Origin of the sequence: Shewanella sp. SP1S1-7 (assembly GCF_031932105.1) — a bacterium.
Classification (GTDB): Bacteria; Pseudomonadota; Gammaproteobacteria; order Enterobacterales; family Shewanellaceae; genus Shewanella; species Shewanella baltica.
In genome coordinates this window covers 61,287-86,845 of record NZ_JAUOEU010000018.1, presented here as the reverse complement: position 1 = coordinate 86,845, position 25,559 = coordinate 61,287, and the positions used below count along the sequence as shown (strand labels likewise).

Below are 25,559 nucleotides of genomic sequence, written 5' to 3'. Positions count from 1 at the left end.
TGATGCGAAAAGGGCGAATTATCGCCCTTTTTTATTGGCTGCGATTTATGGATCGTGGTTTAGCTGAGATTAGAACAGGTTTTGACGATTATCTAAGCAAACGATGTTTTAGGATTTAATTGTCTCTATATCAATATTTATCGAGTGGTTTTAGTGTTAAGTTCTGTTTAATCTATTATCTGCGGTAAGAATCACTAATTAATCTTGTTATCGTACTGCATTCTAGTTGTTATGCCACTGATATCGCCAAAGACACTTAATTACACATATTTTGCATTATTGGCGTAATTTGTAAGAAAAAGTAAAACGTATTGATGCGATGATGTGGGTGAGTAAACTAGCCGTCATTAATGCGAGTCATCCCTTGGAAGCCCGATGAAAAAAATTATTCTAATAATCGCCCTATTGGCTGCGGCATGGTTTGGATATCAAGCCATGCAACCGCAAGAGATTGCCAAAGCGCAAGTTAATCTTATGCCTAACGTGGTGATTGCCACCGCCGCGATGGCACCTATTCGCGATGAAGTGGAAGCCATCGGCACCAACAAAGCCGCGGAATCAGTGACTATAACCCCTAAAGTCACCGACATAGTGACAGCGATTAAGTTTGATGATGGTGACATAGTTAAGAAGGGGGACTTGTTAGTCCAACTGCAAAATGCGGAACAGATTGCTAAGGTAAAAGCCGCGCAAGTTAAAGTCAGTGATAATCAACGTGAATTCAACCGTATCAGTTCGTTAGTCACCAGCCGCACTGTGGCAGAGTTAGAACGCGACAGATTACAAACCCTTATCGATACCACCCGCGCAGAGCTTGAACAGGCGCAAGCATCACTCAATGATCGCAGTATTCTGGCGCCTTTTAATGGCCGTTTAGGTTTACGTCAAATCAGTGTCGGCAGTTTAGTGTCGCCCGGCACTGAAATTACCACGCTCGATGATATCTCTAAGATTAAACTCGATTTTTCAGTACCTGAGCGTTTTATTAAGGATTTAGCGCCGGGCAAGAAAGTTGAAGCCAAAGCCGTGGCGTTCCCTGATTTTACCTTCAAAGGCGTAGTGACTTCGATTGACAGCCGCGTAAACCCAACGACGCGCACTGTGATTGTCCGTGCCGAAATCCCCAATCCTGAGCTGCGTTTATTACCGGGCATGTTGATGAAGGTCAAACTCATCAAACGTAGCCGCGAAGCCTTGATGTTGCCAGAATCTGCTATTATCCCAATCCAAAATGATCACTTTGTTTACAGCGTTAATGCCGACAATGTGATTGAGCGTAAACAAGTCACTATCGGGATTCGTACCCGTGGTTGGGTCGAGATCTTAGACGGTTTAGCCTTGGGTGAAAACGTGGTGATCCGTGGCTTATTGAAAGTCCATCCTGGGGATAAAGTGCAAACGGAGTTCGCGGAAAAGTTTAGTTATCTTGCGGATACGAGCGCGGAGCCAAGTGTATGATCCTGACTGATCTCTCGGTAAAACGTCCCGTATTTGCCTCTGTGATCAGCTTGCTGCTGGTCGCTTTCGGGCTTGTCTCCTTTGATAAATTACCCCTGCGTGAATACCCAAACATCGATCCGCCGGTGGTGTCTATCGACACTAACTACCGCGGCGCCAGTGCCGCCGTGGTGGAAAGCCGCATTACCCAATTGATTGAAGACAGGATTAGCGGCGTCGAAGGCATTCGGCACGTGAGTTCATCGAGCAGTGATGGCCGTTCATCCGTCACCTTAGAGTTTGATATTAGCCGTAATATTGAAGATGCGGCTAACGATGTGCGCGACCGTATTTCTGGCTTACTCGACAATTTACCCGAGGAAGCCGATCCCCCAGAAGTGCAAAAAGCCAATGGCGGCGATGAAGTGATCATGTGGCTCAATTTGGTGTCGGATCAAATGACCACCCTCGAATTGACCGATTACACTAACCGTTATTTAGCCGACCGCTTTTCTGTGGTCGATGGTGTGGCGCGGATGCGTATCGGTGGCGGTAAAGTGTATGCGATGCGGATATGGCTCGACAGACAAGCTTTGGCATCGCGCAGTTTAACGGTTGCCGATGTAGAGGCTGCGCTTAGAGCCGAGAACGTCGAGTTACCCGCAGGTTCGATTGAATCCAAGGAGCGGCATTTTACGGTGAGGCTCGAGCGGGGTTATCGCACCGCAGAAGATTTCGCGAACTTAGTGATCACCCAAGGGGAAGACGGTTATTTAGTTAAACTGGGGGATGTCGCGCGGGTGGAAATAGGCTCTGAAGAAGAGCGGATTATGTTCCGTGGTAACAAAGAGGCGATGATAGGTTTAGGCGTGTCTAAGCAGTCAACCGCCAATACCTTGGAAGTGGCGCGCGCGGTGAATGCGCTGGTTGATAAAATTAACCCAACCTTGCCAGCGGGCATGTCCATTAAGCGCAGCTACGATAGCTCAGTGTTTATCGAAGCCTCGATTAAAGAAGTGTACCAAACCCTGTTCACTGCGATGGTCTTAGTGATTATCGTGATTTATCTGTTCCTTGGCAGTGTGCGCGCCATGTTGATCCCCGCGATCACTGTGCCCGTGTCTTTGCTCGGCACCTTTATTGTGCTGTATGCGCTTGGCTATACCATTAACCTCTTGACCTTATTGGCGATGATCCTCGCTATTGGCATGGTGGTGGACGATGCGATTGTGATGCTGGAAAACATCCATAGACGTATCGAAGAAGGGGACTCACCGCTCAAAGCCGCTTTTCTCGGTGCGCGTGAAGTGGCCTTCGCGGTCATCGCCACCACCTTAGTCTTGGTGGCAGTGTTTATGCCAATCACTTTCCTTGAGGGCGACTTAGGTAAACTATTCAAAGAGTTTGCTGTAACCATGAGTGCGGCTGTGCTGTTCTCAAGCATAGTCGCGCTAACGCTCACGCCTATGATGTGTTCTAAGTTACTCAAGCCGAGCTCGCAGGATTCTTGGTTGGTGCGTAAGGTCGACGGCATCATGACTAAAGTGTCAAACCGTTATCAATTGTCGTTAAAATCCGCCATGGCCCACCCGTTATTGATGTCGGTTTTGGTGTTGATCGCGTTAGGCTCTAGCGCTTATTTGGTCCAAAAAGTGCCGCAGGAATTTGCGCCGCAGGAAGACCGAGGCTCGTTATTCTTGATGGTCAACGGACCGCAAGGTGCGAGTTACGAATACATAGAATCCTACATGAATGAGGTGGAAAACCGTTTGATGCCGCTGGTCGACACGGGGGATATCAAACGTCTGCTGATCCGTGCTCCCCGTGGCTTTGGCCGCTCGGCGGATTTCTCTAACGGTATGGCCATTGTCGTGCTGGAAGATTGGGGTAAACGTCGCCCGGTGAAAGAAGTGATCGCAGACATTAACAAACGTCTTGCCGATCTCGCTGGGGTGCAAGCGTTTCCTGTGATGCGCCAAGCCTTTGGCCGCGGCGTCGGTAAACCTGTGCAGTTTGTGATTGGCGGCCCAAGCTACGAAGAGCTGGCCCGCTGGCGCGATATCATGATGCAAAAGGCGGCACAGAATCCTAAATTACTCGGTTTAGATCACGACTATAAAGAGACTAAGCCGCAGCTTCGCGTCGTCATCGACAGAGATAGAGCGGCTAGCCTTGGGGTATCGATTTCAAATATCGGTCGTACGTTGGAATCCATGTTGGGCTCACGCTTAGTCACGACCTTTATGCGTGACGGTGAAGAATACGATGTGATCATTGAAGGCGAGCGCGGTAATCAAAATACCGCAGCGGATCTGCAAAACATCTATGTACGTTCCGAGCGCACTCAAGAACTTATCCCGCTGTCGAACTTAGTGACGGTGGAAGAGTTTGCCGACGCCAGTTCGCTTAACCGTTACAACCGCATGCGCGCTATCACCATAGAAGCCAGTTTAGAAGATGGTTATAGCCTAGGTGAAGCCCTTGATTATATGAATCAATTGGCGCGTGCTTATTTGCCTGCAGAGGCGGTAATTAGCTATAAGGGTCAATCCCTCGATTATCAAGAGTCGGGTAGCTCTATGTACTTCGTGTTCTTGCTCGCGCTGGGAATTGTATTCCTCGTGCTGGCGGCGCAGTTCGAGAGTTACATTCACCCTATGGTGATCATGCTGACTGTGCCGCTGGCGACCGTGGGCGCCTTAATTGGTTTGTGGCTCACGGGGCAGAGTCTTAATATTTACAGTCAGATAGGCATTATTATGCTGGTCGGGTTGGCGGCCAAAAACGGCATCTTGATTGTCGAGTTTGCGAACCAATTGCGGGATAAAGGTGTTGATTTTGACAAGGCGATTATCCAAGCCTCAGCACAACGTTTACGACCTATTCTTATGACAGGTATCACGACCGCCGCTGGCGCTGTGCCTTTGGTTATGGCCGCAGGCGCGGGCGCTGAAACCCGTTTCGTGATTGGTGTAGTCGTGTTGTCGGGGATTTTATTGGCAACCCTATTCACTATCTTCGTGATCCCAGCCGCTTATGGACTCTTTGCCCGTAACAGTGGATCGCCCGAAGCCATAGCCCAACAGTTAGAAAAAGAACTAGCCCAAGACTAACGCCTACATCGGCTAATGTTCAAAGCACACATATAAGGCGCTTGGTATTCATCAAGCGCCTTATTTTTAGCCATTCGAACCTCGTTTTAGCCCTTGCCCTTGAAAAGCAAATTTGGAGCCCCATTTAAGTAAACACTAAGCGTTACTTTTACCAAATTGCGTAACAAATAAAGGAAAATTTCATGTCACAACAAGAAACTCATGGTTTTCAAACAGAAGTCAAACAGCTGTTGCATTTGATGATCCATTCTTTGTATTCCAACAAAGAAATTTTCTTGCGTGAACTGGTCTCCAACGCTGCGGATGCAGCGGACAAGCTGCGTTATCTGGCGTTGACCAATGACGCTCTGTATGAAGGCGACGGTGAACTGCGAGTCCGTATCAGTGCTGATAAAGAAAAAGGCACTGTGACCATCGAAGACAACGGCGTGGGTATGACCCGTGACGGCGTGATTGAGCATTTAGGCACAATTGCTAAGTCGGGCACCGCTGATTTCTTTAAGAATCTATCGGGCGAATCTTCAAAGGATTCACAGTTAATTGGCCAGTTCGGTGTCGGTTTCTATTCAGCCTTTATCGTGGCCAAGAAAGTCACGGTTCGCACTCGCGCTGCCGGTCATAAGGCCGATGAAGCTGTATTGTGGGAATCAGAAGGCGAGGGTAGCTTCACCGTTGATACCATTACTAAGGCGAGCCGTGGTACTGAAATCACCCTGCATCTACGCGATGAAGAAAAAGAATTTGCCGATGATTGGCGCCTGCGCTCAATCATTACTAAATACTCAGATCATATCTCTGTGCCGGTCGAAATGTGGCAAGAGGGTACGCCAGAGCGTGATGGTCCAGATGGCGAAAAAACTCCTGCGACCGAAGGTCAATGGAAAGTCATGAACAAAGCGACTGCTTTGTGGATGCGCAGCAAAGCTGACATCAGTGACGAAGAGTATCAAGAATTTTACAAACACATTTCCCACGATTATACCGACGCGCTACTGTGGAGCCATAATCGGGTAGAAGGTAAGCAAGAATACACTAACCTATTGTATATTCCTGCAAAAGCACCTTGGGATATGTGGAACCGCGACCGTAAGCACGGCCTGAAACTGTTTGTGCAACGTGTGTTCATCATGGATGACGCTGAGCAATTTATGCCATCTTATCTGCGCTTCGTGCAGGGCTTAATTGACTCAAACGATTTGCCGCTGAACGTATCCCGCGAAATTTTGCAGGATAACCACGTGACCAAAGCGATGCGTACGGGTATCACCAAACGTGTGCTTGGCATGCTGGAAAAACTGGCGAAAGACGATGCGGAAAAATATCAACAGTTCTGGGCTGAATTTGGCCAAGTGTTGAAAGAAGGGCCTGCGGAAGATTTCGCCAACCGTGAACGTATCGCGGGCTTATTACGTTTTGCCTCGACCCATACGGGCAGTGCTGCGCCGACTGTGTCACTCGATGACTACATCAGCCGCATGAAAGAAGGCCAAACTAAGATTTATTACATCGTTGCCGACAGCCATGAAGCCGCCGCTAACAGCCCGCATTTAGAGTTGTTACGTAAGAAAGGCATCGAAGTATTACTGATGTCAGAGCGTATCGACGAGTGGCTAATCAACCACTTAACTGAGTACAAAGAGAAACAACTGCACTCAGTGACCCGTGGTGACTTAGAGCTTGGCGAGCTGGAAGATGCAGCTGAAAAAGAAGCGCAAGAAAAGCTTGAGCAAGAATCGGTAGCTTTAGTTGAACGCATTAAAGCGGCATTAGGCTCAACCGTTGCGGATGTGAAAGTCACGTCACGCTTAACCGATACCCCAGCTTGTGTGGTTGCAGGTGAAGGCGAAATGTCGACTCAGATGATCAAGCTGATGCAAGCTGCCGGGCAACCAGTGCCAGAAGTGAAGCCAACATTTGAGATCAACCCAGCTCACCCATTAGTATCGCGTTTAAATGATCTTCAAGATGAAACCGCCTTCGCGGATTGGTCAAATCTGCTGCTGCAACAGGCGCAATTGTCTGAAAAAGGTAGCCTTGCGGACCCATCGGCCTTTATCAAGCTGATGAACCAAATGTTACTGGCTAACATGAAGTAAATGACTATCGGGGCCTTTTTTGAATGGCCCCGATATTGTTTCTAGTGCAGGAAGAGTGGTTTGAGCCTAGTGCACTCCACTTCCGTGTTGCATCAATTCAAAAGGTGGTCGTTCTGACATTGATACGCCTTGAATTGAAGCACCCTAGGCGCTCTGAAACTCGACTCTTCAGGTTGCTTGGGTATACAAGCTGTTAAGACAACGATTTTAAAATAGCGCGTTGAAGCTGAGTGCTAACACTCAGTTTTAAAAGCATAAGGCCTCCGATGTTTGAGGCCTTAAACGTTAAGGGAATACTATGGACAATATCCTCAGCCTGACTAAAGACAATATTCAGCAAGTCGTTGACGCCTCGATGCAGCAGATAGTGGTGTTAGCATTTTGGGCACAGCCACAGGAACAAAGTGTGGCTATGCTGCGCACCTTAGAGCAAATTGCCGCGCAAAATGCGGGTCGATTCGTGCTCGCAAAAGTTGACTGTGAAGCCGAATTAGAAATTGCCAATTACTTTCGCATTCAAAGTCTACCGACCACGTTAGTATTGGATAAAGGTCAGCCTGTCGATGGTTTTGCTGGCCTGCAAGATGCGGCGCAAGTCACGGCTATGCTGGATAAATATTTACCGCCTATGTGGCAGTTACAGTTAGCACAGGCCAAAGCATTACTCGCGCTTAGCCAAGTGAGCGCAGAGGATCTTGCCACTGCCGCCGTGTTGCTTAAAGACGCGCATGCGGGGTCAAATCAAGCGGGTGAGGTGAGTCTAGTGCTTGCCGATGTGTATCTGATGCAGGGCGAATTAGTGTTAGCACAAGCCATGCTTGAGAAGGTAGGGCTTGCTGACCAAGACGGTTACTACCAGAGTTTAAAAGCTAAGCTCGCACTTGCCTTAGATGCGGCGGATACCCCTGAAATTCGCGATTTGCAGCAAAAGTTTGAGCAAAATCCAACAGATTTAGTGTTATTACTCGAGCTGAGTAAGGCATTGCATGCTGCCCACCGCGATGATGAAGCATTAGAACTGTTATTCGGTGTGCTCAGTAAAGATTTAGGTGCTGAAAATGGCACAGTAAAACAAGTGTTTATGGAAGTATTAACGGCACTTGGCCAAGGTAATCCCATAGCCAATCAATACCGCCGTAAGCTCTATACTTTGCTCTATTAATGAAAAAAATCGCTTAGTAACCGCAGTTTATTTGCGGTTTCTGAGGCTAAAGTCGAAGCTAAAACCCTTCTCAATGGCGGCCAGATGTGCGAAGATCGCCGCCCTAAGAAGAATATCAATGCGAAAAGAGGACTCTTGAGATGCGCATTATCCTATTGGGCGCCCCAGGTGCCGGTAAAGGTACCCAGGCCCAGTTCATTATGGAACAGTATGGTATCCCACAAATTTCCACTGGTGATATGTTACGTGCCGCGGTAAAAGCGGGTACGCCACTGGGTTTGGAAGCAAAGAAAGTGATGGATGCTGGTCAACTGGTTTCTGATGATCTTATCATCGGTCTGGTTAAAGAGCGTATCGCACAGGAAGACTGTGTTAAAGGTTTCTTGTTAGACGGTTTCCCACGTACCATCCCACAGGCGGATGCGATGGCGGCAAACGGTATTAGCATTGATCACGTGATTGAAATCGATGTGCCAGATGAAGAAATCGTTAAGCGCATGAGTGGTCGTCGTGTTCACCCAGGTTCTGGCCGTGTTTACCATGTGGTTTTCAATCCACCTAAAGTGGAAGGCAAAGACGACGTAACGGGCGAAGATTTAGCTATCCGTCCAGATGACGAAGAAAGCACAGTGCGTAAACGCCTTGCAATTTATCACGAGCAAACTAAGCCGCTGGTTGAATACTACGGTAAAGTGGCTGCAGCAGGCCAAACTCAATACAACAAGTTTGACGGCACTCAATCGGTTGCGGCTGTGAGTGAGCAGCTTGCCAGCGTGTTGAAATAACCGAAAAAGCTTAATTTACGAGAACGAGTTCTCATATTAGAAAAAAGCCTGCCGATGCAGGCTTTTTTTATGGGTATCGCAATGTTAGCCTCCAAGTGAACTCCATTAACCATGAGCCTAACGTTGAATCCTTCCCCTGCTTTTGGTGTGCTATTGGTTAACCTCGGCACGCCTGATGAACCTAGCCCTAAGGCTGTAAAACGCTTTTTACGGCAGTTTTTAAGTGATCCGCGTGTCGTTGATTTATCGCCGTGGATTTGGCAACCGCTGCTAAACGGTATTATCCTCAACACTCGTCCGGCGAAAGTCGCCAAACTCTACCAAAGTGTGTGGACACCAGAAGGCTCGCCCTTGATGGTGATAAGTGTACGCCAAGCACAAAAGCTGGCGGTGGACTTAAGCGCCACGTTTAACCAGACCATCCCGGTTGAATTGGGCATGAGTTACGGTAATCCCTCCATCGATGCGGGATTTGAACGCCTGAAAGCCCAAGGAGCAGAGCGCATCATTGTGCTGCCTTTGTATCCTCAATATTCCTGCTCGACTGTGGCCAGCGTGTTCGATGCTGTTGCCAGCTATCTTAAAACCGTGCGTGACATACCGCAGGTTCGCTTTAATAAAGACTATTTTGATCACAGCGCTTATATTGCTGCGCTGGCGCATTCAGTGACGCGTCACTGGAAAACCTATGGTCAGGCCGACAAGTTACTCTTGTCATTTCATGGTATTCCATTGCGTTATGTGAAAGAGGGCGATCCTTACCGCGAGCAGTGTTTTGTCACGGCTAAACTGTTGGCGCAAAAACTTGAGTTGAGCGAGTCGCAGTGGCAATTGTGCTTCCAATCGCGCTTTGGCCGCGAAGAATGGTTAACGCCCTACGCCGATAAACTATTGGCCGAGTTACCAGCACAAGGGATCAAAAGTGTCGATGTGATTTGCCCAGCTTTTGCGACCGATTGCCTCGAAACCTTAGAAGAAATCTCCATCGGCGCTAAGGAAACCTTTTTACATGCGGGTGGCAGCGACTATCGGTTTATCCCTTGTTTAAACGACGATGAGTTACACATTGAATTATTACGGCAATTAATCCAAGAACAAGCGGTATCTTGGGTATAGGAGCACTGGCTTCGAACTGATTTTGTGATAGAATCTGCGCCCTTCCGGCTAAGGGGTGGGTTTTTTGTCTCGCTAGCCTAGACTCAATATTTTTAGGATGCTGCTTGGCTTGACCGCCTCGGCAGACGCCAATTAGCATGGATGCCAGGAAAAGAGAGCCACTATGAAGTTTCCCGGTCAGCGTAAATCAAAACATTATTTTCCGGTTAAAACCCGAGATCCGCTGCTTGAACAGCTGACTCAACAGCCTCAGCCGTTTGCGACCTATATCAGCGGTATTGATCAAACCTTAGTGGATATCGAAGCGAAAGTGGAAGACGAATTGCTGAGCCGTTATGGCTTACCAAAAGGCAACTCGACCCTGATCAATGATGAACAGGCCCACAGACTCTACACTGAGTTAAAAATTCATGGCTTGATTAGCGATGAATTTGCTGGTGGCACGATTGGCAACACAGTGCACAATTATTCTATTCTGGCCGATGACCGTTCAGTGTTATTCGGGGTGATGAGTCAGAATATCGAAGTGGGCAGTTACGCTTATCGCTATTTATGTAATACCTCTTCTAAAGTCGACCTTAACTTTCTACAGCCTGTAGATGGCCCTATCGGTCGCTGTTTTACCTTGATTTCTGAGTGTGGCGAGCGGACATTTGCGATTAGCAAAGGCTCGATGGATAAACTCACGCCTGAATATATTGATAAAGATGTAATACAGGGCAGCTCTGCCTTAGTGCTGACCGCGTACTTGATGCGCGCCAGCGATGGCGACCGTATTACCGATGCGGCCATGTGCGCCATCGAATACGCCAAAGCCGCCGAGGTGCCGGTAGTATTGACCTTAGGCACGCGTTTTTTGATTGAAGAAGATCCGCAATGGTGGCAAAACTTCATCAAAGAACATGTCACCATTTTGGCGATGAATGAAGATGAAGGTGAAGCCTTAACCGGTTCACGGGATCCTCTGCTCGCCAGTGAAAAAGCCTTGGAATGGTGTGACATGGTATTAACCACAGCGGGTCCAATCGGGCTTTATACTGCGGGTTATACCGAGGACTCAGAAAAACGCGAAACGACTCACACGCTGTTGCCGGGTGCTATCCCTGAATTTAATCGTTATGAATTCTCCCGTCCAAAGCTTAAGAATGACTGTGAAACACCAATCAAAGTGTTTGCCCACATTTCACCTTATATGGGCGGTCCAGAAAAAATTGGGAATACTAATGGGGCAGGCGATGGCGCGTTATCTGCGTTATTACACGATCTGGCGGCCAATACTTTCCACAAGACTAACGTGCCGGGTTCGAGTAAACATAAGCGCGATGGCCTGTGTTATTCCTCGTTTTCTCAAGTGTGTAAGTACGCTAACCGCGTCGCCTATGAAGTCTTAGCCCAGCATAGCCCGCGTTTATCCCGTGGTTTACCTGAGCGCGAAGATAGCTTAGAAGAATCCTACTGGGAAAGATAAGCCAGTACCTGTATTGGAATTAAGCTGACTGATTTACGCTAGGGCAATAACGGCAAACCGTTGTTGCCCTTATTTTTATGACGTTTATCAACAATCAAGCAGCTAAGCGCTAATTTTAACTACAGGCAGTTGCGAATAAATGTTAACGTTAGTCGGGTTCAGATAGTCCAAATACAGCGATTATTTAAGGTGGAATTTTCGGTGAAAGCGCAAATCTTAAGAGAAATGAAAGTACTCACGGCCATAGAGCCAGAGTTCGAAGTGCAACGTCGGGTCGCGTTTATTAAAACCAAACTAAAAGAAGCGCGCAGCAAGGCATTGGTATTAGGGATCAGCGGTGGGGTGGATTCTTCTACCGCTGGGCGTTTGTGTCAGTTGGCGGTGGACAGTCTAAACCACGAAAATAGCCAAGGCGGTTACCAGTTTATCGCCGTGCGTTTACCCTATCAGATCCAAAAAGATGAGCATGAGGCGCAATTAGCGTGTCAGTTTATTCAACCTTCTAAATTGGTCACAGTGAATGTGCATCAAGGCGTTGATGGCGTGCACAGCGCTACCGTCGCCGCGTTAGCCGAAGCCGGATTGCCTTTGCCCGATGTGGCGAAAGTGGATTTTGTGAAGGGTAACGTTAAAGCCCGTATGCGCATGATAGCGCAATACGAACTCGCCGGACTCGTGGGCGGGCTTGTGGTGGGGACAGATCACAGCGCCGAAAATATCACAGGTTTTTATACCAAGTGGGGCGATGGTGCCTGCGATTTAGCGCCGTTATTTGGTCTTAACAAGCGCCAAGTTCGTCAACTCGCCGCTTATCTAGGTGCGCCAGAATCGTTAGTCTATAAAGCGCCAACTGCGGATCTAGAAGATAATAAACCGCTACTCGAAGATGAAGTTGCACTGGGGTTAACCTATGCGCAAATTGATGATTTCCTTGAGGGCAAAGATGTCGGCAAGGCGGTTGAAGACAAGTTGATTGGTATTTATAAGGCGACGCAGCATAAACGTCAGCCTATCCCAACGATCTACGACTAACGCTGAATTGTCCTCGAATAAGCACTCGTTGGAACTCAGTTCACGAGTGCTTTTTTATGTCTTTTTCTTACTGAGTCATTGAGGTTACTGCATTTGGCAATGCATCTTGTTGTAGGGATTATGGAACGGCTAAGTGTTGGCGTGTTAGTGCGATCAGCTGATTTGGGTACTGGCGATAATCCAAATAGGGCGTGAGTAAACAATGCTGCCCCTGCGAAGATGGAAGCGTCATCGCGGTTATGGATTTGTTTTGGGCGGTTAAATGCTGCGCATGGATATCGTTTGCAGAAATGGTGAGTCCTAAACACTTTACAGCCACTTGCCCCGCGATGAGATGGATCTTCGCGTTTGCCATCAACTCAGTGCCGCCTATGCAGATCAGTTCATCTTGCTTGAGTAACACTTGGTCACGATAGCTGCGCCAATCCTCTCCGACCGCGCTGATTTTTGCCATAATAGTGAAGATCTTACGCCAATGATTGCCATTTAACGCTATCAGAGTCGCGACAGCGTCTGGTTGAGTGTAATGCCAGTTGTCAGGTATCAGCGGCGCTGTAGGAAGATAGTAGGCAAATGTAGCGTGTGGATTACCGATAATCATCGAGATCGTATAAGTTTCGTTGGAATAAGACTGCTATGGATCCTAACCCGATTAAGGCCTATGCGGCTAATAAAATTGCTCGGTGGCTATCTTGCGAGTGACTGAATTTAGGAGACAACTATTTAGTTGCTTAAGCTGAGGTGACAAAATTGCGCAGCTTATGGCAGTGGATATTATTGCGGTAAAAAGTTTGAAGGATGTTTTTATCTAACCGTATAATTGGCTTGTTCATTTTATCTTATTGTTATGTAGGAACAGCCATGAAGGCCATCATCATAGGTTCGACAAAACACCTATTCTTAGCCGCAGTGTATGCGAGCATTGGTATAGCGCTGGCGTTACTCGCAACGGGGATTTACTTTCTCAATGCGCGTCCCGAATTGTCACTTTGGCATACGGTCGAGCTAGAAAATGAGTTCCATTACAATACTAAACTCGCTAATTTTAATGAATACTTAGCGCTAGAAGAGCGCTTATTCGCCGAAGTTGAGCGCAAAGTCGTCCAAAAGATTCCCGCAAATGAATTTTCTCCAGTGAACCGCTATGTCAAAAATAGCTTATCCGATCCTGCCCATTGGTCACAAAATTGGAATCGCAGTTATGAATGGCCCGAAGCCTATGCCGAGTTTGGGGTATTGCTGCTCCATGGCATGTCAGACTCGCCCTATGCCTTATCCAATGTGGCAGCGCATTTTAAAGGTAAAGCCCATGTGCTGGGTTTAAGACTACCAGGACATGGTACGATTCCGAGTGGCTTGACTGAGGTTTATTGGCAAGATCTCGCCGCCGCAGTGAACTTAGCCACAGCGCATATGCGGCAATCTCTGAAGGGTAAACCGCTATTTGTTGTAGGCTTTTCGACCGGTGCCGCCGTAGCGCTTAACCATGAGTTAGAACGTATTAGCCAAGATAAAAAACCAGATTATGCTGGGATGATTTTTATCTCTCCCGCCATAGGGCTAGCGCCATTAGCGGCGGCCGCGCGCTGGCAGAGTTGGATAGGCCGGTTGCTGGAACTGGATAAATTGCAGTGGAACAGCATTCAAGTGGAGTACGATCCGTTTAAATACACTTCTTTTGCGGTCAATGCGGGCGATGTGGTGTATCAATTAGCGCTACGTAACCAAGGTTTATTGGCTGGATTAACTTTGCCGCAAAGGGCACAAATTCCATCGATACTCACTTTTCAGTCGGTAGTGGATGCAACCGTTTCAACCTCGGCTGTGGTGAATCATCTTTATCAGACATTGCCTGAAAATGGTCACGAACTCGTGCTGTTCGACATGAACCGACTCGATGTGAATGCTAAAATGGTGTCCAATGATCCGTTAGCAGGCTTGCTCTCGAGCATCAATAGCCCTGCGCTGCATTATCGCGGCACTGTGGTGGAAAATATCAGTCATGAAACCACGCAAGTTCAAGCGCGCAGCTTTGGTTTAGCTGCACAGGGTAAAGTGGTCACAGAAGGCAATGAACAAGTGTGTGCATTAGATCTGTATTGGCCCGCTGGCGTGTATTCCTTGTCCCATGTTGCGCTACCCTTTGGTGTGGATGATGGCCTCTATGGCGCGATCATTGAGCCTGATTTACATCGGATACAAATCGGTGCGACGGCTTCACGGGGGGAGCGCGGTTTGTATAGTGTGTCGGCATCGGAAATGTTGCGCCAGAAATGGAATCCCTTCTTCCCGTATCTACTTGAGCGCATGGATGAGTATCGACTCGCGCATATGCACTAGGATTTTGTGCTTGATTAACCGCTCAGCTAATCTGGCCTTAACCTTCTTTACCTTTGAACGACTGCCTCTTCAACAGCTTTCTCCTAAACAAGCGCCAGTTAAACAATCAGGCTGCAAACCACTCGATCACGTCCCTGTTCCTTTGCTAGATACAAGTTATTGTCGGCTTGCTTAAGCCAGTGCTCTAAGGAGTCGCTATAGGTGGCATTGGCAATCACAGCGCCAATACTCGCCGTGACATTGAAGCTTCGATTATCCTGCGGATTGATGATCACAGTATCAGCGAGTTGCTGTTTAAATTCATTAAGATGTGCTTCGACTTTCAGGGCATTACACATAGGCAAAATCAGCAGAAACTCTTCGCCGCCGTAGCGCGAGATCAAATCAATATCCCGTTTGAAGAGCGAGGTTAAGAGTTCAGCAACCTCTTTTAAACACTCGTCGCCGCCTAAATGACCATAAGTATCATTGATTTGCTTAAAATGGTCTAAATCCAATATGGCAAGCGTCATGGCATCTTGACCCCGTTCACACATCTGTTGGATGAGCGGGAATTGGTGTTCGGTATAGCGGCGATTATAGAGATTCGTCAGCGGATCGCGCTCGGCTAAATCCTTTAATTTCACATTAGCGGCCTCTAAATCTTGGGTGCGCTGCTGTACTTTTTGTTCAAGTTCTTGTTGGTGTTCGAGTAAGGTTTGCTGGTTTGAGGCCAAACTTTCATACAAGCTATAGATCTCTTTAGGGGTACTTTTATCGAGTAGATCATGCTCAAACTTCTCGTCACTGACTTTTTCTTGCTTAGCGGGACCGAAATGCTGCGCTAAAAGCGACAGAGGTTCGGTCAGTAACTTACTGATGGCTTTAGTAATAAAAAAGGCGCCGACTAAAGAGCAAAACAGCAAAATTACCGTGTTGACATATTGGCGTTCAGCCAGTTTTAAAAGCGGCACAAAAGGTTCTAAAACATAGAGTTGCCACCCATTGTTTAACTTATGCTGGGCATAGATGTACTCAGGGGTATTTGAATCTAGGTTATGCAGGTTCATCAGTTGAAGCCGGGCGCGATATATCTCGCTGCCTTTGCTGAATGACAAGGGGGTGAACGGTGCGAGTCCTAACCCTTCGGAGGCATAAATCAGATTGTTGTTCTCATCGGTCAGTAAAATAGATTGCTGCTCATGGTGCAGGTTTTGTTTATCTATGCTGGAAAAATAGCGTAAATCTAAGCTGCCTTCGACTATCCCTCTGGCTTGATTGGGAGCATGTGGACTAAAAATGGGGGCACTGATGGCAACGATCACGTCATTACCAAAACCTCTACCGATAAATGCGGGTGATACAAAGGTTTTATGGTTATAAAACGCTTGGATAAAGTATTCCCTATCCATCACAGAAGGGATTTCTGCTAGGCGATCTAAGTTCACAGTATTGGCCATTGGACTGGCAGCGAGCAAATTGCCTTGTTCATTCGCTATCAGCATAGTTTTAAAGCCTTGATTGCTATCGTGTATGCTCGATAGCAATGCCTGCCACTCATTGATGCCAGCGTTCGACAGACTCAAAAACTTGGCCGTGCTAGCGATGACTTGCGTGTTGTAAGCGAGGTAGTTGTCGGTTGCATGGCTCAAATGAGTTGCCGTATCGTCCAGATTGCGATTAATCATCACTTGTTGTTTATCAATAAAAAAGTGATTAAAAGCTAAGGATGAGACCAATAAGCTCACAGTAATAATTAAGGTAAACAAGTAACTGAGCTGCGAGCTAAAAGTACGGCGATTAAGATTGGTCAGCTTGCCTTTAAAATGCCATAGGCTTGGAATAGCAACCACACAGAGTTCACCAATTGCAGCGTAAATCATGCCATTAACGGCTTGTTTGATCGCGGTAAAAGGAATGTGGCTGGCTGGCATTTTAGCAATGACTGCCACATAAATGGCTAACAGCGGGATCCCCAATAACACCCAATAACTCACACTGGCATAGAGTATTTGAATATCTCGGCGCCTTGCAAAACCAAGCCATAATGCTTCGAGTAAAAACAGTAAATACACGTGGGGGCTCGACCACACGATCATGAGCCCCGTTGCGGTAAATAGGGCGGTGATCAACGCATACCAAGGCCCTAAGAGTATTGCCACTATAACCACGGCCACGTTGCCGAGAATCAATTGCACATTAGCGAATAGAGGGATGGGAAAAAGATTCAGAACTAAGCCGAATACCCCAAGAATAATGGCCAGTCTGAGATGGGTGGTTTGGAAGGCGGGTAAATGCAAAGAAAAGTCCCTTTAGAAAATGGCTTGTGTTAACTTTCTGTGATTATGACACAAATAAACCCAACGCCTCTATCCCAGTCATTCAATTACCTCCCCAAACAAAGCTATAACGTAAATAGATTGTTGAAGCTGATGATAGAAATGGATTGTCGAAACAAATAGTGCCACTAGATGATTTCGCTGAAGATAGGTCAATTCTCGTCAGTCGCAGGCTGACGAATGCTATAACCAATGGATGGGGCCATTTCAGAACCGTTATCGATGAAAATTGTGTCATTCAGAACATAAACTAAGCAGTTGTTCAAAGAGATCTCATGAAGCCCTTGCGCAGTTGCAAGGCAATTGCTACAGTTCTGGCTCACTTAAGATAAACCCCATAAACAGTATCTTAGGTGATAAGTGATTTAAAAAATTAGCTTGAAATAGCCAGTACGTTATAACGGACTAAGTCAGCGCTAATAATACAATTCACTTAAACAATTTCGGTATGTAGCGCAGCCCGGTAGCGCACTGTCATGGGGTGTCAGGGGTCGGAGGTTCGAATCCTCTCATACCGACCAAATTAAATGCTTAATTGTTAGGCTGTTTTAATTATTAAGATAAGTGACAGTTAAGTAAAAACAAAACCCCGTGGTAGCATTGCTATACGGGGTTTTGTTTTTTTATATCTTTTTTGTGGTCATGAGGACTAACGCTAATCGTTTCAGCTCGAGTGATCGACTTCATTGGTACAGCTAAGACAAAAATCCTCAACGTGAAATGACACGTTTCACACCGATATTGGTATTCGCCATTTAGCATTTAAGACATTATTGAGTAGGACATTTACCTATGCGCGCGTTTGTTTTACGAGCAAGATCAGCACCTACTGACAGTCAGTTGTTTTTGGCTTCTGTCGGCCAAGAGGCGCACACCGAGATTTTGGCTCATACCCTAATGAACACTATCTTTGTGGCTCAGTCTCATCGAAACGATGTTGTCGTTTATCTAGTGTTAGAAAGTACCCATGATTTTTCCCGCACTATTTGCTTTGATACTCGAAATATTTGCCATATTGGCGGTTTTCACGAACAAGCTTTGCTGACGAAAATTGCCAAGGCCTTAGATATTTCTCGGGGCATGACGAAAGAGCAAACTCGCGTTGTGGATGAGGGCATAACTGTGAGCACCATCAGTTTTGAAAAGTTGGTGCAGGACCTCGCGGTGGATTATCAATTATTTATGATGGATAAGAAGGGCACTTCTATCCGTGAGCAGGAGTTTGTGGGTAATCCGTGTTTTTTGCTGACCGATCATATTCCTATGCCGAAGAAAAGTTTTAATACCTTGAAACGACTTGGTGCACAAAAGATCAGCCTTGGGCCAAAGATGTTGTTTGCTTCCCAGTGCGTGGTATTGATCCATAATGAATTGGATATCAATCAGTAGCCGCTGAGCCTTATGTCTCGCCGCTATCGCTGACGACTCTTGTGTTAGAGCTCGTGTAAAGCCCCACTTTTAGCTCGTATAAAGCCTCACTTTTGAATGGGGCTTTTTTGTTTTTAGCTACAGGTAACACCTTGGCATCGCGTTTTTAATGAGTTGCTTCAAATTGCGACACTGACACTGACACTGACACTGACACTGGCTTGGGTTTTATAAGGACTTTATCCGTACAAGGAGGAGAGTAATAAAAGGCTTTTATATCTTCCCCTTTAAAAACGCGATCGCTTTTTGGGCTCTGCGTGACAAGGGCCATTCCGCGCGGTGGATAAGCCAAATGGTGTCTACAACTTGGCTGCCACATTCCACAACATAGATATCTTGTTGTCGTTCAAAGGCTTTGCGGGCGTATTGCGGTATAACTGTAAATCCGAGCCCTTTCGCGACAGGTTCGAGGATCAGGCTGATTTGGTTGGTAAATCCCCTACAGGGAATGTCTTGAATACCGGGATTACTTGGATATTTTCGGCTAAGTAACCGGGTTGCCATGGCCTCGCCATCGGGATGGGAGATAAACCCTAGCCGTTGTAAATCAACCCATTCATTTTGTTTGTGGCACGCAGGTACGACGAGCTCAAGCGGCTCTTCGGTGAAATGCGTACTGTGAATGCGAGGATCGGAAGGTTTTAAGGTCACCATGCCGATTTCATGTTCATTGGCTAATACCGAGGCGACTATTTCACTGTCAGGGGCAAAACGGTGGCGAATGTTTAATGCCGGAAAGGCTTGTTGAAGTTCGATTAACAGCGGAAAGAGTGTTAAACCAATGCTTCCCGGAGTGATAAGGCTAATGTCGCCGACCTCAGCATCATCATGGATCAGTTTCTGCTGTAAGCGTTTTTGCGCGCATTCGACGTCTTTAACGTAGGTCAGCAGGTTTTCGCCAATCGGAGTGATTTCAAGTTGACGGGGGCGGCGTAAAAACAGTGTGCCGTATTCCTCTTCTAAACGACTGATATGTTGGCTCACGGCCGCTTGGGTGATACCAATGGCTTCGGCGGTTCGGGTGAAGTTACCTTTCTCGACCAGAACAGCAAAGGTGTGTAACCACTGTGGATTTATCATAAGCAAACTTTATCAACTCTATAATCTGTACATGCTTTTAATTATGACACGATAAGGCTAGTCTGTCGTCATTCAGTATTCCATTCCTTTTTGATTCTATTTGACACAGGAAACACCCATGGCCGATCTATTTTCATCCTTCAAACTTAAAGATATTACCCTCAAAAATCGCATTGCCGTTGCGCCCATGTGCCAATATCAAGCCACGGACGGACTCATCAACGACTGGCATCAGGTGCATTACACTAGCCTTGCTCGTGGCGGAGCGGGTCTTGTTGTGGTTGAAGCCACTGCGGTTTCTCCTGAAGGACGTATTACCCCAAAATGCCTCGGACTGTGGAATGAAGAGCAAGCCCAAGGCCTCGCTAAGGTAGCCAGCGCGATTAAAAATGCCGGCGCAGTGGCGGGGATTCAAATTGGTCATGCGGGCCGTAAAGCGAGTGCCAATATCCCGTGGGAAGGCGATGATCATATTCCCAATGGTGAAGGACAAGGCTGGCAACCGATTGCACCGTCTGCTGTTGCCTTTGGCGCAAACTTACCTAAAGTGCCTACCGCCATGACGATTGAGGACATTGAGCGCGTTAAAGCAGACTTTGTGGCTGCGGCAAAACGGGCCTTAGCCGCAGGATTTGAATGGTTGGAGCTGCATTTCGCACACGGCTATTTAGCCCAAAGTTTCTTTTCAACCTATGCCAATGAACGCACCGACCAATATGGTGGCAGTGCCGAAGGGCGTGGACGCTTTTTGCTCGAAACGGTTGCGGCAGTAAGAGACGTTTGGCCACAACATTTACCCTTAACGGCGCGATTTGGTGTGATTGAATTCGACCATAAAGATGAAAAAACGCTAACTGAATCAATCGCATTGGTGAAGCAATTTAAACAAGCTGGGCTCGATATGCTAAACGTCAGCATTTGTTTCTCAACACCGACGGCAAATATTCCATGGAGCCCGGCATTCTTAGCGCCTATTGCTGCGCGGGTTCGACAAGAAGTGGGTTTCCCTGTTGCGACGTCGTGGGGCATGGATAATCCACACCATGCCAATGCTGCTATTGAAGATGAACAAATGGATTTAGTGATGATAGGTAAAGCCTTTTTAGCGAATCCACATTGGCCATATCAAGCGGCGCAAACCTTAAAGATAGCGCGCCCATCATGGGTATTACCCGCATCTTACGCCCATTGGTTAGAGCGTTACTCCACGGTTAAAGCCGAGTGATTACGAATAGACTTGATCGTGAGTGAGTTCATTGCGAGCTAATTTTATGGTTCATTGGTTTGATTGTGACTTAGTTTTATTGTGGATTAGCGTAAGTTAAGTTCTTAATATTTAGCCCTAGTCTAAAAAGCCGTGATCTCTGGATAGCGGCTTTTTGTTTTGGGGATACGCAAACTCAGGTGGAAGGGGAATCGGTTAATCATCTTGTGATGAACTCTGATTTCTAAGCATTTCTTCTGTCGCTAGGGGAATAAAAAAAGCCCCAATCCGCTAGGAGTGGGGCTTCTTCAAGCAGAGGATGAAGGTTAGTGATTATAGAAACGTCGACCTTCGCGCATCACTTCAATCAACTCAGGCGCACTCATTTTCTTATTGAGCCTATGTTCATAGTTTTCATCGTAAATACGGTATTTGCCGTGGCGGTCAATCACTGTCACTTCCGCTTCTTGGTAGATAGCGAAGATGCGGCTATCACCAATATAGATCCACGTTTCTTTACTCGGCTGTAATAAGCTGCGGCCAGCGCTGTATTCTGTGGTGTTATTGGTGCAACCGAGCACATGGGTCATCAGGGTCGGCGCGATGCCGTAATGGCTAGTGCGGTATTTGACCTTAGACGCGCCCGTATTGGGCCAGTGGATCACTAAGGGCACTTTGACACTTTGTGGTGACAGGTTGCGATTCGCTTCGTCATTGTTACTGGTGAACATCTTGCCATTCACCCCTGTGATAATCACTAAGGTATCCTTGGGCACATTGGCCAGCATTGCCTTAAGTTGTTGATCGACAAAATACAGTGATTGGCGATATTGATTAAACAGCACCTTTTGCGCTGGCATCAGGGCGGGATCGGCTTTTACTGTTTCAATGCCAAGGAAACCCACGGGAGTATCGAAATTCTCTGGCGCTTTTAAGTTAACAAGTGCAAACCAAGGTTTATTTTGGATGCTGTGCCACTCGTTAAAACTGGCCACTGTGTGCAAGTCGGCATCGGCGCTGCCATTGGTTTCTTTGGCAATCACAGGATTAAAGTCATTAAACATCGCCTGTGACGAACGCAAATTAAGATTGGTTTCAGGCAGGAATAGCCCCAGTTCATAACCCGCTTGCTGGAAGCTTCTGGTCATTAGCGGACTGGTGCTATTAAAAATGCGCGCATCGCCATAACTGCCTTGCAGGCCATAGAGTAGCGAAAACATACCGGTTCTAAATTGGTTGCCGCCACTGAAATGCTGGGTAAAAGACTGGTTACTTTCAGTGTATTGCTGCAAGAATGGCATGCTTTTACCATCGACCATATCGGCACGTAAACTATCGATGGTGATCATCAATACATTGATTTTAGCGTCAGCTTGGCAGGTCAGTGGCTGCTCGGGATAATTGAGTACACTGGTATTGTGATTGACATCGTCACCTTGTGACGAGCCATCAATACCGTGACTTTCCATAAAGGAGCGCGCAGTCGCAGGGTATGATAAAGGATAAGTATCATCGAAACGGGTAATTTCAGTGATGTCGGCGGCATCGGCCCAAATGTGGAACAAGTGGCTGCTGACAAAACAGATACCCACTAAGGTGATGACTTTATTGCCTAAACTCAGCTTTTGGATTTTCTCTATTCGCTTCCACAAAAAGTTCGCTGCCGTAAGCTCAATAGCAATAATGGCGAGTGGCGTGACGATATAGGAAGTACCGTGGAGCAGGGCATTGAGATCCGCCCAGGCTAAATCGAAGGCGAAGGGGCTCAAGTGCATGCCGTAATCGGCGTAAACAATCGTATCGTACAATAAGATACAGAGACTTAGGGTCGCGATCACCGCCGCGACACCTCTTAATATCTTCGAATAAGGCAATATCAAGGTCAGTGGGAACAGACAGATCAAATAGGCGATAAAGGCGAGAAAGCTAAACTGACCAATAGTGCTGACGCTTAGATAAACCCAGCCATACCAAGTTTCTGGATAACCCACGCTGCCAAGATATCGGCTGCCGACTATCATGGCTAATAGGCCATTGAAGAAGGCGAACCAATGTCCCCAGTTGATGAGCCGGGAAACCCGATCGCGGCTCATTTGCTTTTTTCGCTCGACCATAGTGATCCGCTTATTCCTAAAAGACCTTGTATCTTATATTCTTTTGACGATTATTACCCAGTTAACTTACTGGGATTTAACCGATTGTGCGAGTGCTTTTGCAAATTGTTCGGCCACGGCTTGGCGCGATTCGCTTGGCACTTTACGTTCTAGCAGGTTTGTCACGCAGTTACCCAATGCCATCAGGCTCAGGTCAGTCGGTGCTTTATGCTTTTCTAACACAGCCAATATTTCGGCTATTAATGATTCAACTTGGGTGTTTGAGTATTTCGATTGGATTGCCATAATCAAAAAATGTTTCACTTTGGAATGGATTAGCGGCATATAATAGCGGATTTATCCCAGTATCACTATCAGGGCTTATGAGTATTAACATCGAACACGCAATTATTCACGAGATTTCTCAGGACAGTCAGGGGCAATTACGCTGCCGTTTGCGTCCTCAACCTCTGCTGAACGGTCAGGCGGTCGAGGTGATGCTCGACGAGTTACACCAGACTTATACGGGAAAGGCCGGTAAAGGTTTTGGCTATTTTGGGATTCATGGCGACGACGGTGAGGCCAATCCTGCTTTTGCCAATGCGTTAACTCAATACCGTGGCGGCGATTTAGGGTTTGTGGAATTTTCAGGCCAAGCCAGTAAATTACTACAAGAAGAATTGTCGAAATACGATTTCAGCCAAGGCGGTTTTTTGCTGATGTCTTGCTACACCAGCATCACCAGCGATTATCTGTTTGTCGCCTTATTAAGTGCTAAGTCATCGATGACTGTGCTAGACGATATGGAACTGTCGCAAAATAATCATTTGGATTTAAACAATATCCAACTGGCGGCGCGCATCGATTTAACCGAGTGGCAAGCCGATAAAGACTCGCGTAAATACATTTCCTTTATCCGCGGCCGTGCGGGACGCAAAGTTGCCGACTTTTTCCTCGACTTTATGGGCTGCGTTGAAGGCGTTAACACTAAGGCGCAAAACAAAACCTTAATGAATGCGGTTGAAGATTTTGTTGCCAGCAGTGAGCTGACGAAAGACGAGCGCCAGCAGTGCCGTAATAAAGTGTTTGAATATTGCAGTGAGCGCTTCGATGAAGGCGCTGACATTGAGATCAAAGACTTGGCCGATGAGTTAGCCGATCAAGGTATGGACTCTTTCTACGATTTTGCCCGTGGCGGCAGTTATGATCTCGATGAAGAGTTTCCGGCCGACAAATCAACCCTGCGCCAACTGAAGAAGTTTTCAGGTACTGGCGGCGGCGTGACCTTAAGTTTTGATGGCGGCCACTTGGGCCAACGGGTGATTTACGATCCCATCTCGGATACGATTTTAATCAAAGGTGTACCCGCAAACTTAAAAGATCAGCTCGACCGTCGTCTTAAGGGCGAATAAACCGCGATAAACCTGTTGGTTTAATCAAGGTAACGAACATGAAAAGGCCGAGAGTGTTTACTCTCGGCCTTTTTGTTGGGTTAGTTCCGTCCTAAATAGCGTTGTCGATTTAGTGACTATTACTACTTAGTGACTGTTACTACTTTAATGACTCACTGCTAACTGGCTTGCTACTCATTGGATCATGGCTAAAAGGCACTGGGCGCGGTGTGTTCTTGTTGGATGGCGGCAAAATCGGCAAGGTGATCTGAGGTTGATCCCCCGTCAACGAGACGAGAAAGGCGACCATTTCTAGATTTTCTTTGTCCGACAGTTTTTGGCCTAATTGAATATCGGCCATAGTGTTCACCGCTTCTTCTAAGGTCCAGACACTGCCGTCGTGGAAGTAGGGATAGGTGAGTTCAATATTGCGCAGTGTCGGCACTTTAAAGACAAACTTATCGGCTTCTTTACCTGTGACGGCGATACGGCCTTCGGCGGGATTATTGGTGTGGAAAGGTTTAATCAATCCCATCTTCATATACATAGTGCCACCGACGGCTGGACCGTTATGGCAGCTTACGCACCCTTTGCTCTTAAACAGTTGGTAACCCGCTTTGGCATCCACACTGATCGCATCTTGCTTACCCAATAAATATTGATCGAACGGACTATTTGGCGTGACTAAGGTTTTTTCAAAGGTGGAAATCGCATCGGTTAAGCGATCAATCGTGACTTTTTCATCGCCATAGACTTTGGCAAAATGCGCCCGATAGGCAGGCATAGAGGCAATAGTTTGTGTCGCGAGTGCATGGCTATAGCCCATCTCTTTCGGGTTGGCGATAGGGCCCGCGGCTTGCGCTTGTAAATCACTGGCGCGGCCATCCCAAAATTGCGCCAGCATATAATTGGCATTGAGCACTGTGGGCGAGTTAATTGGGCCTTCCTGCCAATGGTGACCAATGGATGTGGGTAGAGCATCGACACCACCAGTGGATAAATTATGGCAAGAGTTGCAAGAGATAAAGCCAGATTTAGACAGTCTGGGTTCGAAGAACAGCATTTTACCGAGTTCAACTTTCTCCGGTTCGGTGACTTTCACCGCTTTTATCACTTCGATGGGTTCAGCACTGATGGCATGGGCACTGGCGAAAATACCCGCAATGAAAATAGCAATAGATGTGAGTTTGGTCATCTTGTTTTCCCTGTATAACCTTAATTAAATTGTGGTTTACAAAGGGATGGTAGAGGTTAATGTTAATAATTGATAACACCTTGTTTCGATTGGGTCTATCGCTGCTACGGATTAAGCTTTTGCGATCTCATTCGCTGTTTTCACTGTGTTATTTTGCTAGGTTAAATCCTGTTTCGGTTAGGGTTTCATCTGTTAATCGGCAAGGTCGATGCATCGTGACTTTTTTGTCTATCAATATCTGATGATTACCCTGTTTTCTCGATTAACATATCGCACGATTAAGGTAGTGATAAACCCAAAC

18 protein-coding genes and 1 tRNA gene are annotated in these 25,559 nt (G+C 46.9%); 13 read left to right on the top strand and 6 right to left on the bottom strand.

Annotation, left to right across the window (positions count from 1 at the left end):
* Positions 1–375 precede the first annotated feature (375 nt).
* From Q4Q49_RS14560 to nadE, 8 genes are all read left to right on the top strand, one after another.
* Complete coding sequence (locus Q4Q49_RS14560; RefSeq protein ID WP_259482200.1) at positions 376–1,458, top strand: efflux RND transporter periplasmic adaptor subunit; 1,083 nt, start codon at positions 376–378, stop codon at positions 1,456–1,458.
* Positions 1,455–4,550 carry an efflux RND transporter permease subunit gene (locus Q4Q49_RS14555; protein ID WP_006082057.1) on the top strand — a complete coding sequence of 1,032 codons (3,096 nt, stop codon included), beginning with the start codon at positions 1,455–1,457 and terminating at the stop codon, positions 4,548–4,550. The genes Q4Q49_RS14560 and Q4Q49_RS14555 overlap by 4 nt, the downstream gene beginning before the upstream one ends.
* 182 nt (positions 4,551–4,732) lie before the next feature.
* Positions 4,733–6,646, top strand: coding sequence for a molecular chaperone HtpG (gene htpG / locus Q4Q49_RS14550; RefSeq protein ID WP_311999688.1), 1,914 nt, complete (start codon positions 4,733–4,735; stop codon positions 6,644–6,646).
* A 298-nt stretch (positions 6,647–6,944) separates the two neighbouring features.
* Positions 6,945–7,808 (top strand): tetratricopeptide repeat protein, encoded by an 864-nt coding sequence (locus Q4Q49_RS14545; protein WP_311999687.1) that lies wholly within the window; start codon positions 6,945–6,947, stop codon positions 7,806–7,808.
* Between the two features lie 140 nt (positions 7,809–7,948).
* On the top strand, positions 7,949–8,593 hold the full coding sequence (gene adk, locus Q4Q49_RS14540; protein WP_006082054.1) for an adenylate kinase: 645 nt from the start codon (positions 7,949–7,951) through the stop codon (positions 8,591–8,593).
* A 111-nt stretch (positions 8,594–8,704) separates the two neighbouring features.
* Positions 8,705–9,709: a ferrochelatase gene (hemH, locus tag Q4Q49_RS14535; RefSeq protein ID WP_311999686.1), complete on the top strand. Its 1,005-nt coding sequence runs from the start codon at positions 8,705–8,707 to the stop codon at positions 9,707–9,709.
* A 163-nt stretch (positions 9,710–9,872) separates the two neighbouring features.
* The gene (locus tag Q4Q49_RS14530; RefSeq protein ID WP_311999685.1) at positions 9,873–11,177 is read left to right on the top strand and encodes an inosine/guanosine kinase; all 1,305 of its coding nucleotides are present in this window, start codon (positions 9,873–9,875) and stop codon (positions 11,175–11,177) included.
* Between the two features lie 201 nt (positions 11,178–11,378).
* Positions 11,379–12,209, top strand: a complete 831-nt coding sequence (gene nadE / locus Q4Q49_RS14525; RefSeq protein WP_219255884.1) for an ammonia-dependent NAD(+) synthetase — start codon at positions 11,379–11,381, stop codon at positions 12,207–12,209.
* A 118-nt stretch (positions 12,210–12,327) separates the two neighbouring features.
* Here the strand turns inward: nadE and Q4Q49_RS14520 are convergent, their stop codons facing one another.
* Entirely contained in the window at positions 12,328–12,810 is a 483-nt protein-coding gene (locus Q4Q49_RS14520; protein ID WP_259562957.1) for a DUF6942 family protein, read from the bottom strand.
* A gap of 260 nt (positions 12,811–13,070) precedes the next feature.
* On the opposite strand from Q4Q49_RS14520, the gene Q4Q49_RS14515 reads away from it, so the two are divergent.
* Positions 13,071–14,549 carry an alpha/beta fold hydrolase gene (locus Q4Q49_RS14515; protein WP_311999684.1) on the top strand — a complete coding sequence of 493 codons (1,479 nt, stop codon included), beginning with the start codon at positions 13,071–13,073 and terminating at the stop codon, positions 14,547–14,549.
* A gap of 98 nt (positions 14,550–14,647) precedes the next feature.
* Here the strand turns inward: Q4Q49_RS14515 and Q4Q49_RS14510 are convergent, their stop codons facing one another.
* Positions 14,648–16,828, bottom strand: coding sequence for a diguanylate cyclase (locus Q4Q49_RS14510; protein ID WP_311999683.1), 2,181 nt, complete (start codon positions 16,826–16,828; stop codon positions 14,648–14,650).
* A 483-nt stretch (positions 16,829–17,311) separates the two neighbouring features.
* On the opposite strand from Q4Q49_RS14510, the gene Q4Q49_RS14505 reads away from it, so the two are divergent.
* Together Q4Q49_RS14505 and trmY are read left to right on the top strand one after the other, a co-directional pair.
* Positions 17,312–17,388 (top strand) — tRNA-Pro (locus tag Q4Q49_RS14505).
* Between the two features lie 271 nt (positions 17,389–17,659).
* Positions 17,660–18,256 carry a tRNA (pseudouridine(54)-N(1))-methyltransferase TrmY gene (gene trmY / locus Q4Q49_RS14500; RefSeq protein WP_006086220.1) on the top strand — a complete coding sequence of 199 codons (597 nt, stop codon included), beginning with the start codon at positions 17,660–17,662 and terminating at the stop codon, positions 18,254–18,256.
* A gap of 252 nt (positions 18,257–18,508) precedes the next feature.
* Here the strand turns inward: trmY and Q4Q49_RS14495 are convergent, their stop codons facing one another.
* Positions 18,509–19,375 carry a LysR family transcriptional regulator gene (locus Q4Q49_RS14495; RefSeq protein ID WP_311999681.1) on the bottom strand — a complete coding sequence of 289 codons (867 nt, stop codon included), beginning with the start codon at positions 19,373–19,375 and terminating at the stop codon, positions 18,509–18,511.
* Positions 19,376–19,493: 118 nt separating this feature from the next.
* On the opposite strand from Q4Q49_RS14495, the gene Q4Q49_RS14490 reads away from it, so the two are divergent.
* Positions 19,494–20,600, top strand: coding sequence for an NADH:flavin oxidoreductase/NADH oxidase (locus tag Q4Q49_RS14490; protein WP_311999680.1), 1,107 nt, complete (start codon positions 19,494–19,496; stop codon positions 20,598–20,600).
* A 305-nt stretch (positions 20,601–20,905) separates the two neighbouring features.
* Here Q4Q49_RS14490 and Q4Q49_RS14485 read toward each other — a convergent pair whose 3' ends face one another.
* Both Q4Q49_RS14485 and Q4Q49_RS14480 read right to left on the bottom strand, forming a co-directional pair.
* Positions 20,906–22,693, bottom strand: a complete 1,788-nt coding sequence (locus Q4Q49_RS14485; RefSeq protein WP_311999679.1) for a DUF3413 domain-containing protein — start codon at positions 22,691–22,693, stop codon at positions 20,906–20,908.
* A 66-nt stretch (positions 22,694–22,759) separates the two neighbouring features.
* Positions 22,760–22,978 carry a YejL family protein gene (locus Q4Q49_RS14480; RefSeq protein ID WP_011847036.1) on the bottom strand — a complete coding sequence of 73 codons (219 nt, stop codon included), beginning with the start codon at positions 22,976–22,978 and terminating at the stop codon, positions 22,760–22,762.
* Between the two features lie 77 nt (positions 22,979–23,055).
* Here Q4Q49_RS14480 and yejK point away from each other — a divergent pair, with 77 nt between their 5' ends.
* Positions 23,056–24,084 (top strand): nucleoid-associated protein YejK, encoded by a 1,029-nt coding sequence (gene yejK / locus Q4Q49_RS14475; RefSeq protein ID WP_006081997.1) that lies wholly within the window; start codon positions 23,056–23,058, stop codon positions 24,082–24,084.
* 139 nt (positions 24,085–24,223) lie between these two features.
* Here the strand turns inward: yejK and Q4Q49_RS14470 are convergent, their stop codons facing one another.
* Positions 24,224–25,258 (bottom strand): cytochrome-c peroxidase, encoded by a 1,035-nt coding sequence (locus Q4Q49_RS14470; RefSeq protein WP_311999678.1) that lies wholly within the window; start codon positions 25,256–25,258, stop codon positions 24,224–24,226.
* Between the last annotated feature and the right edge of the window lie 301 nt (positions 25,259–25,559).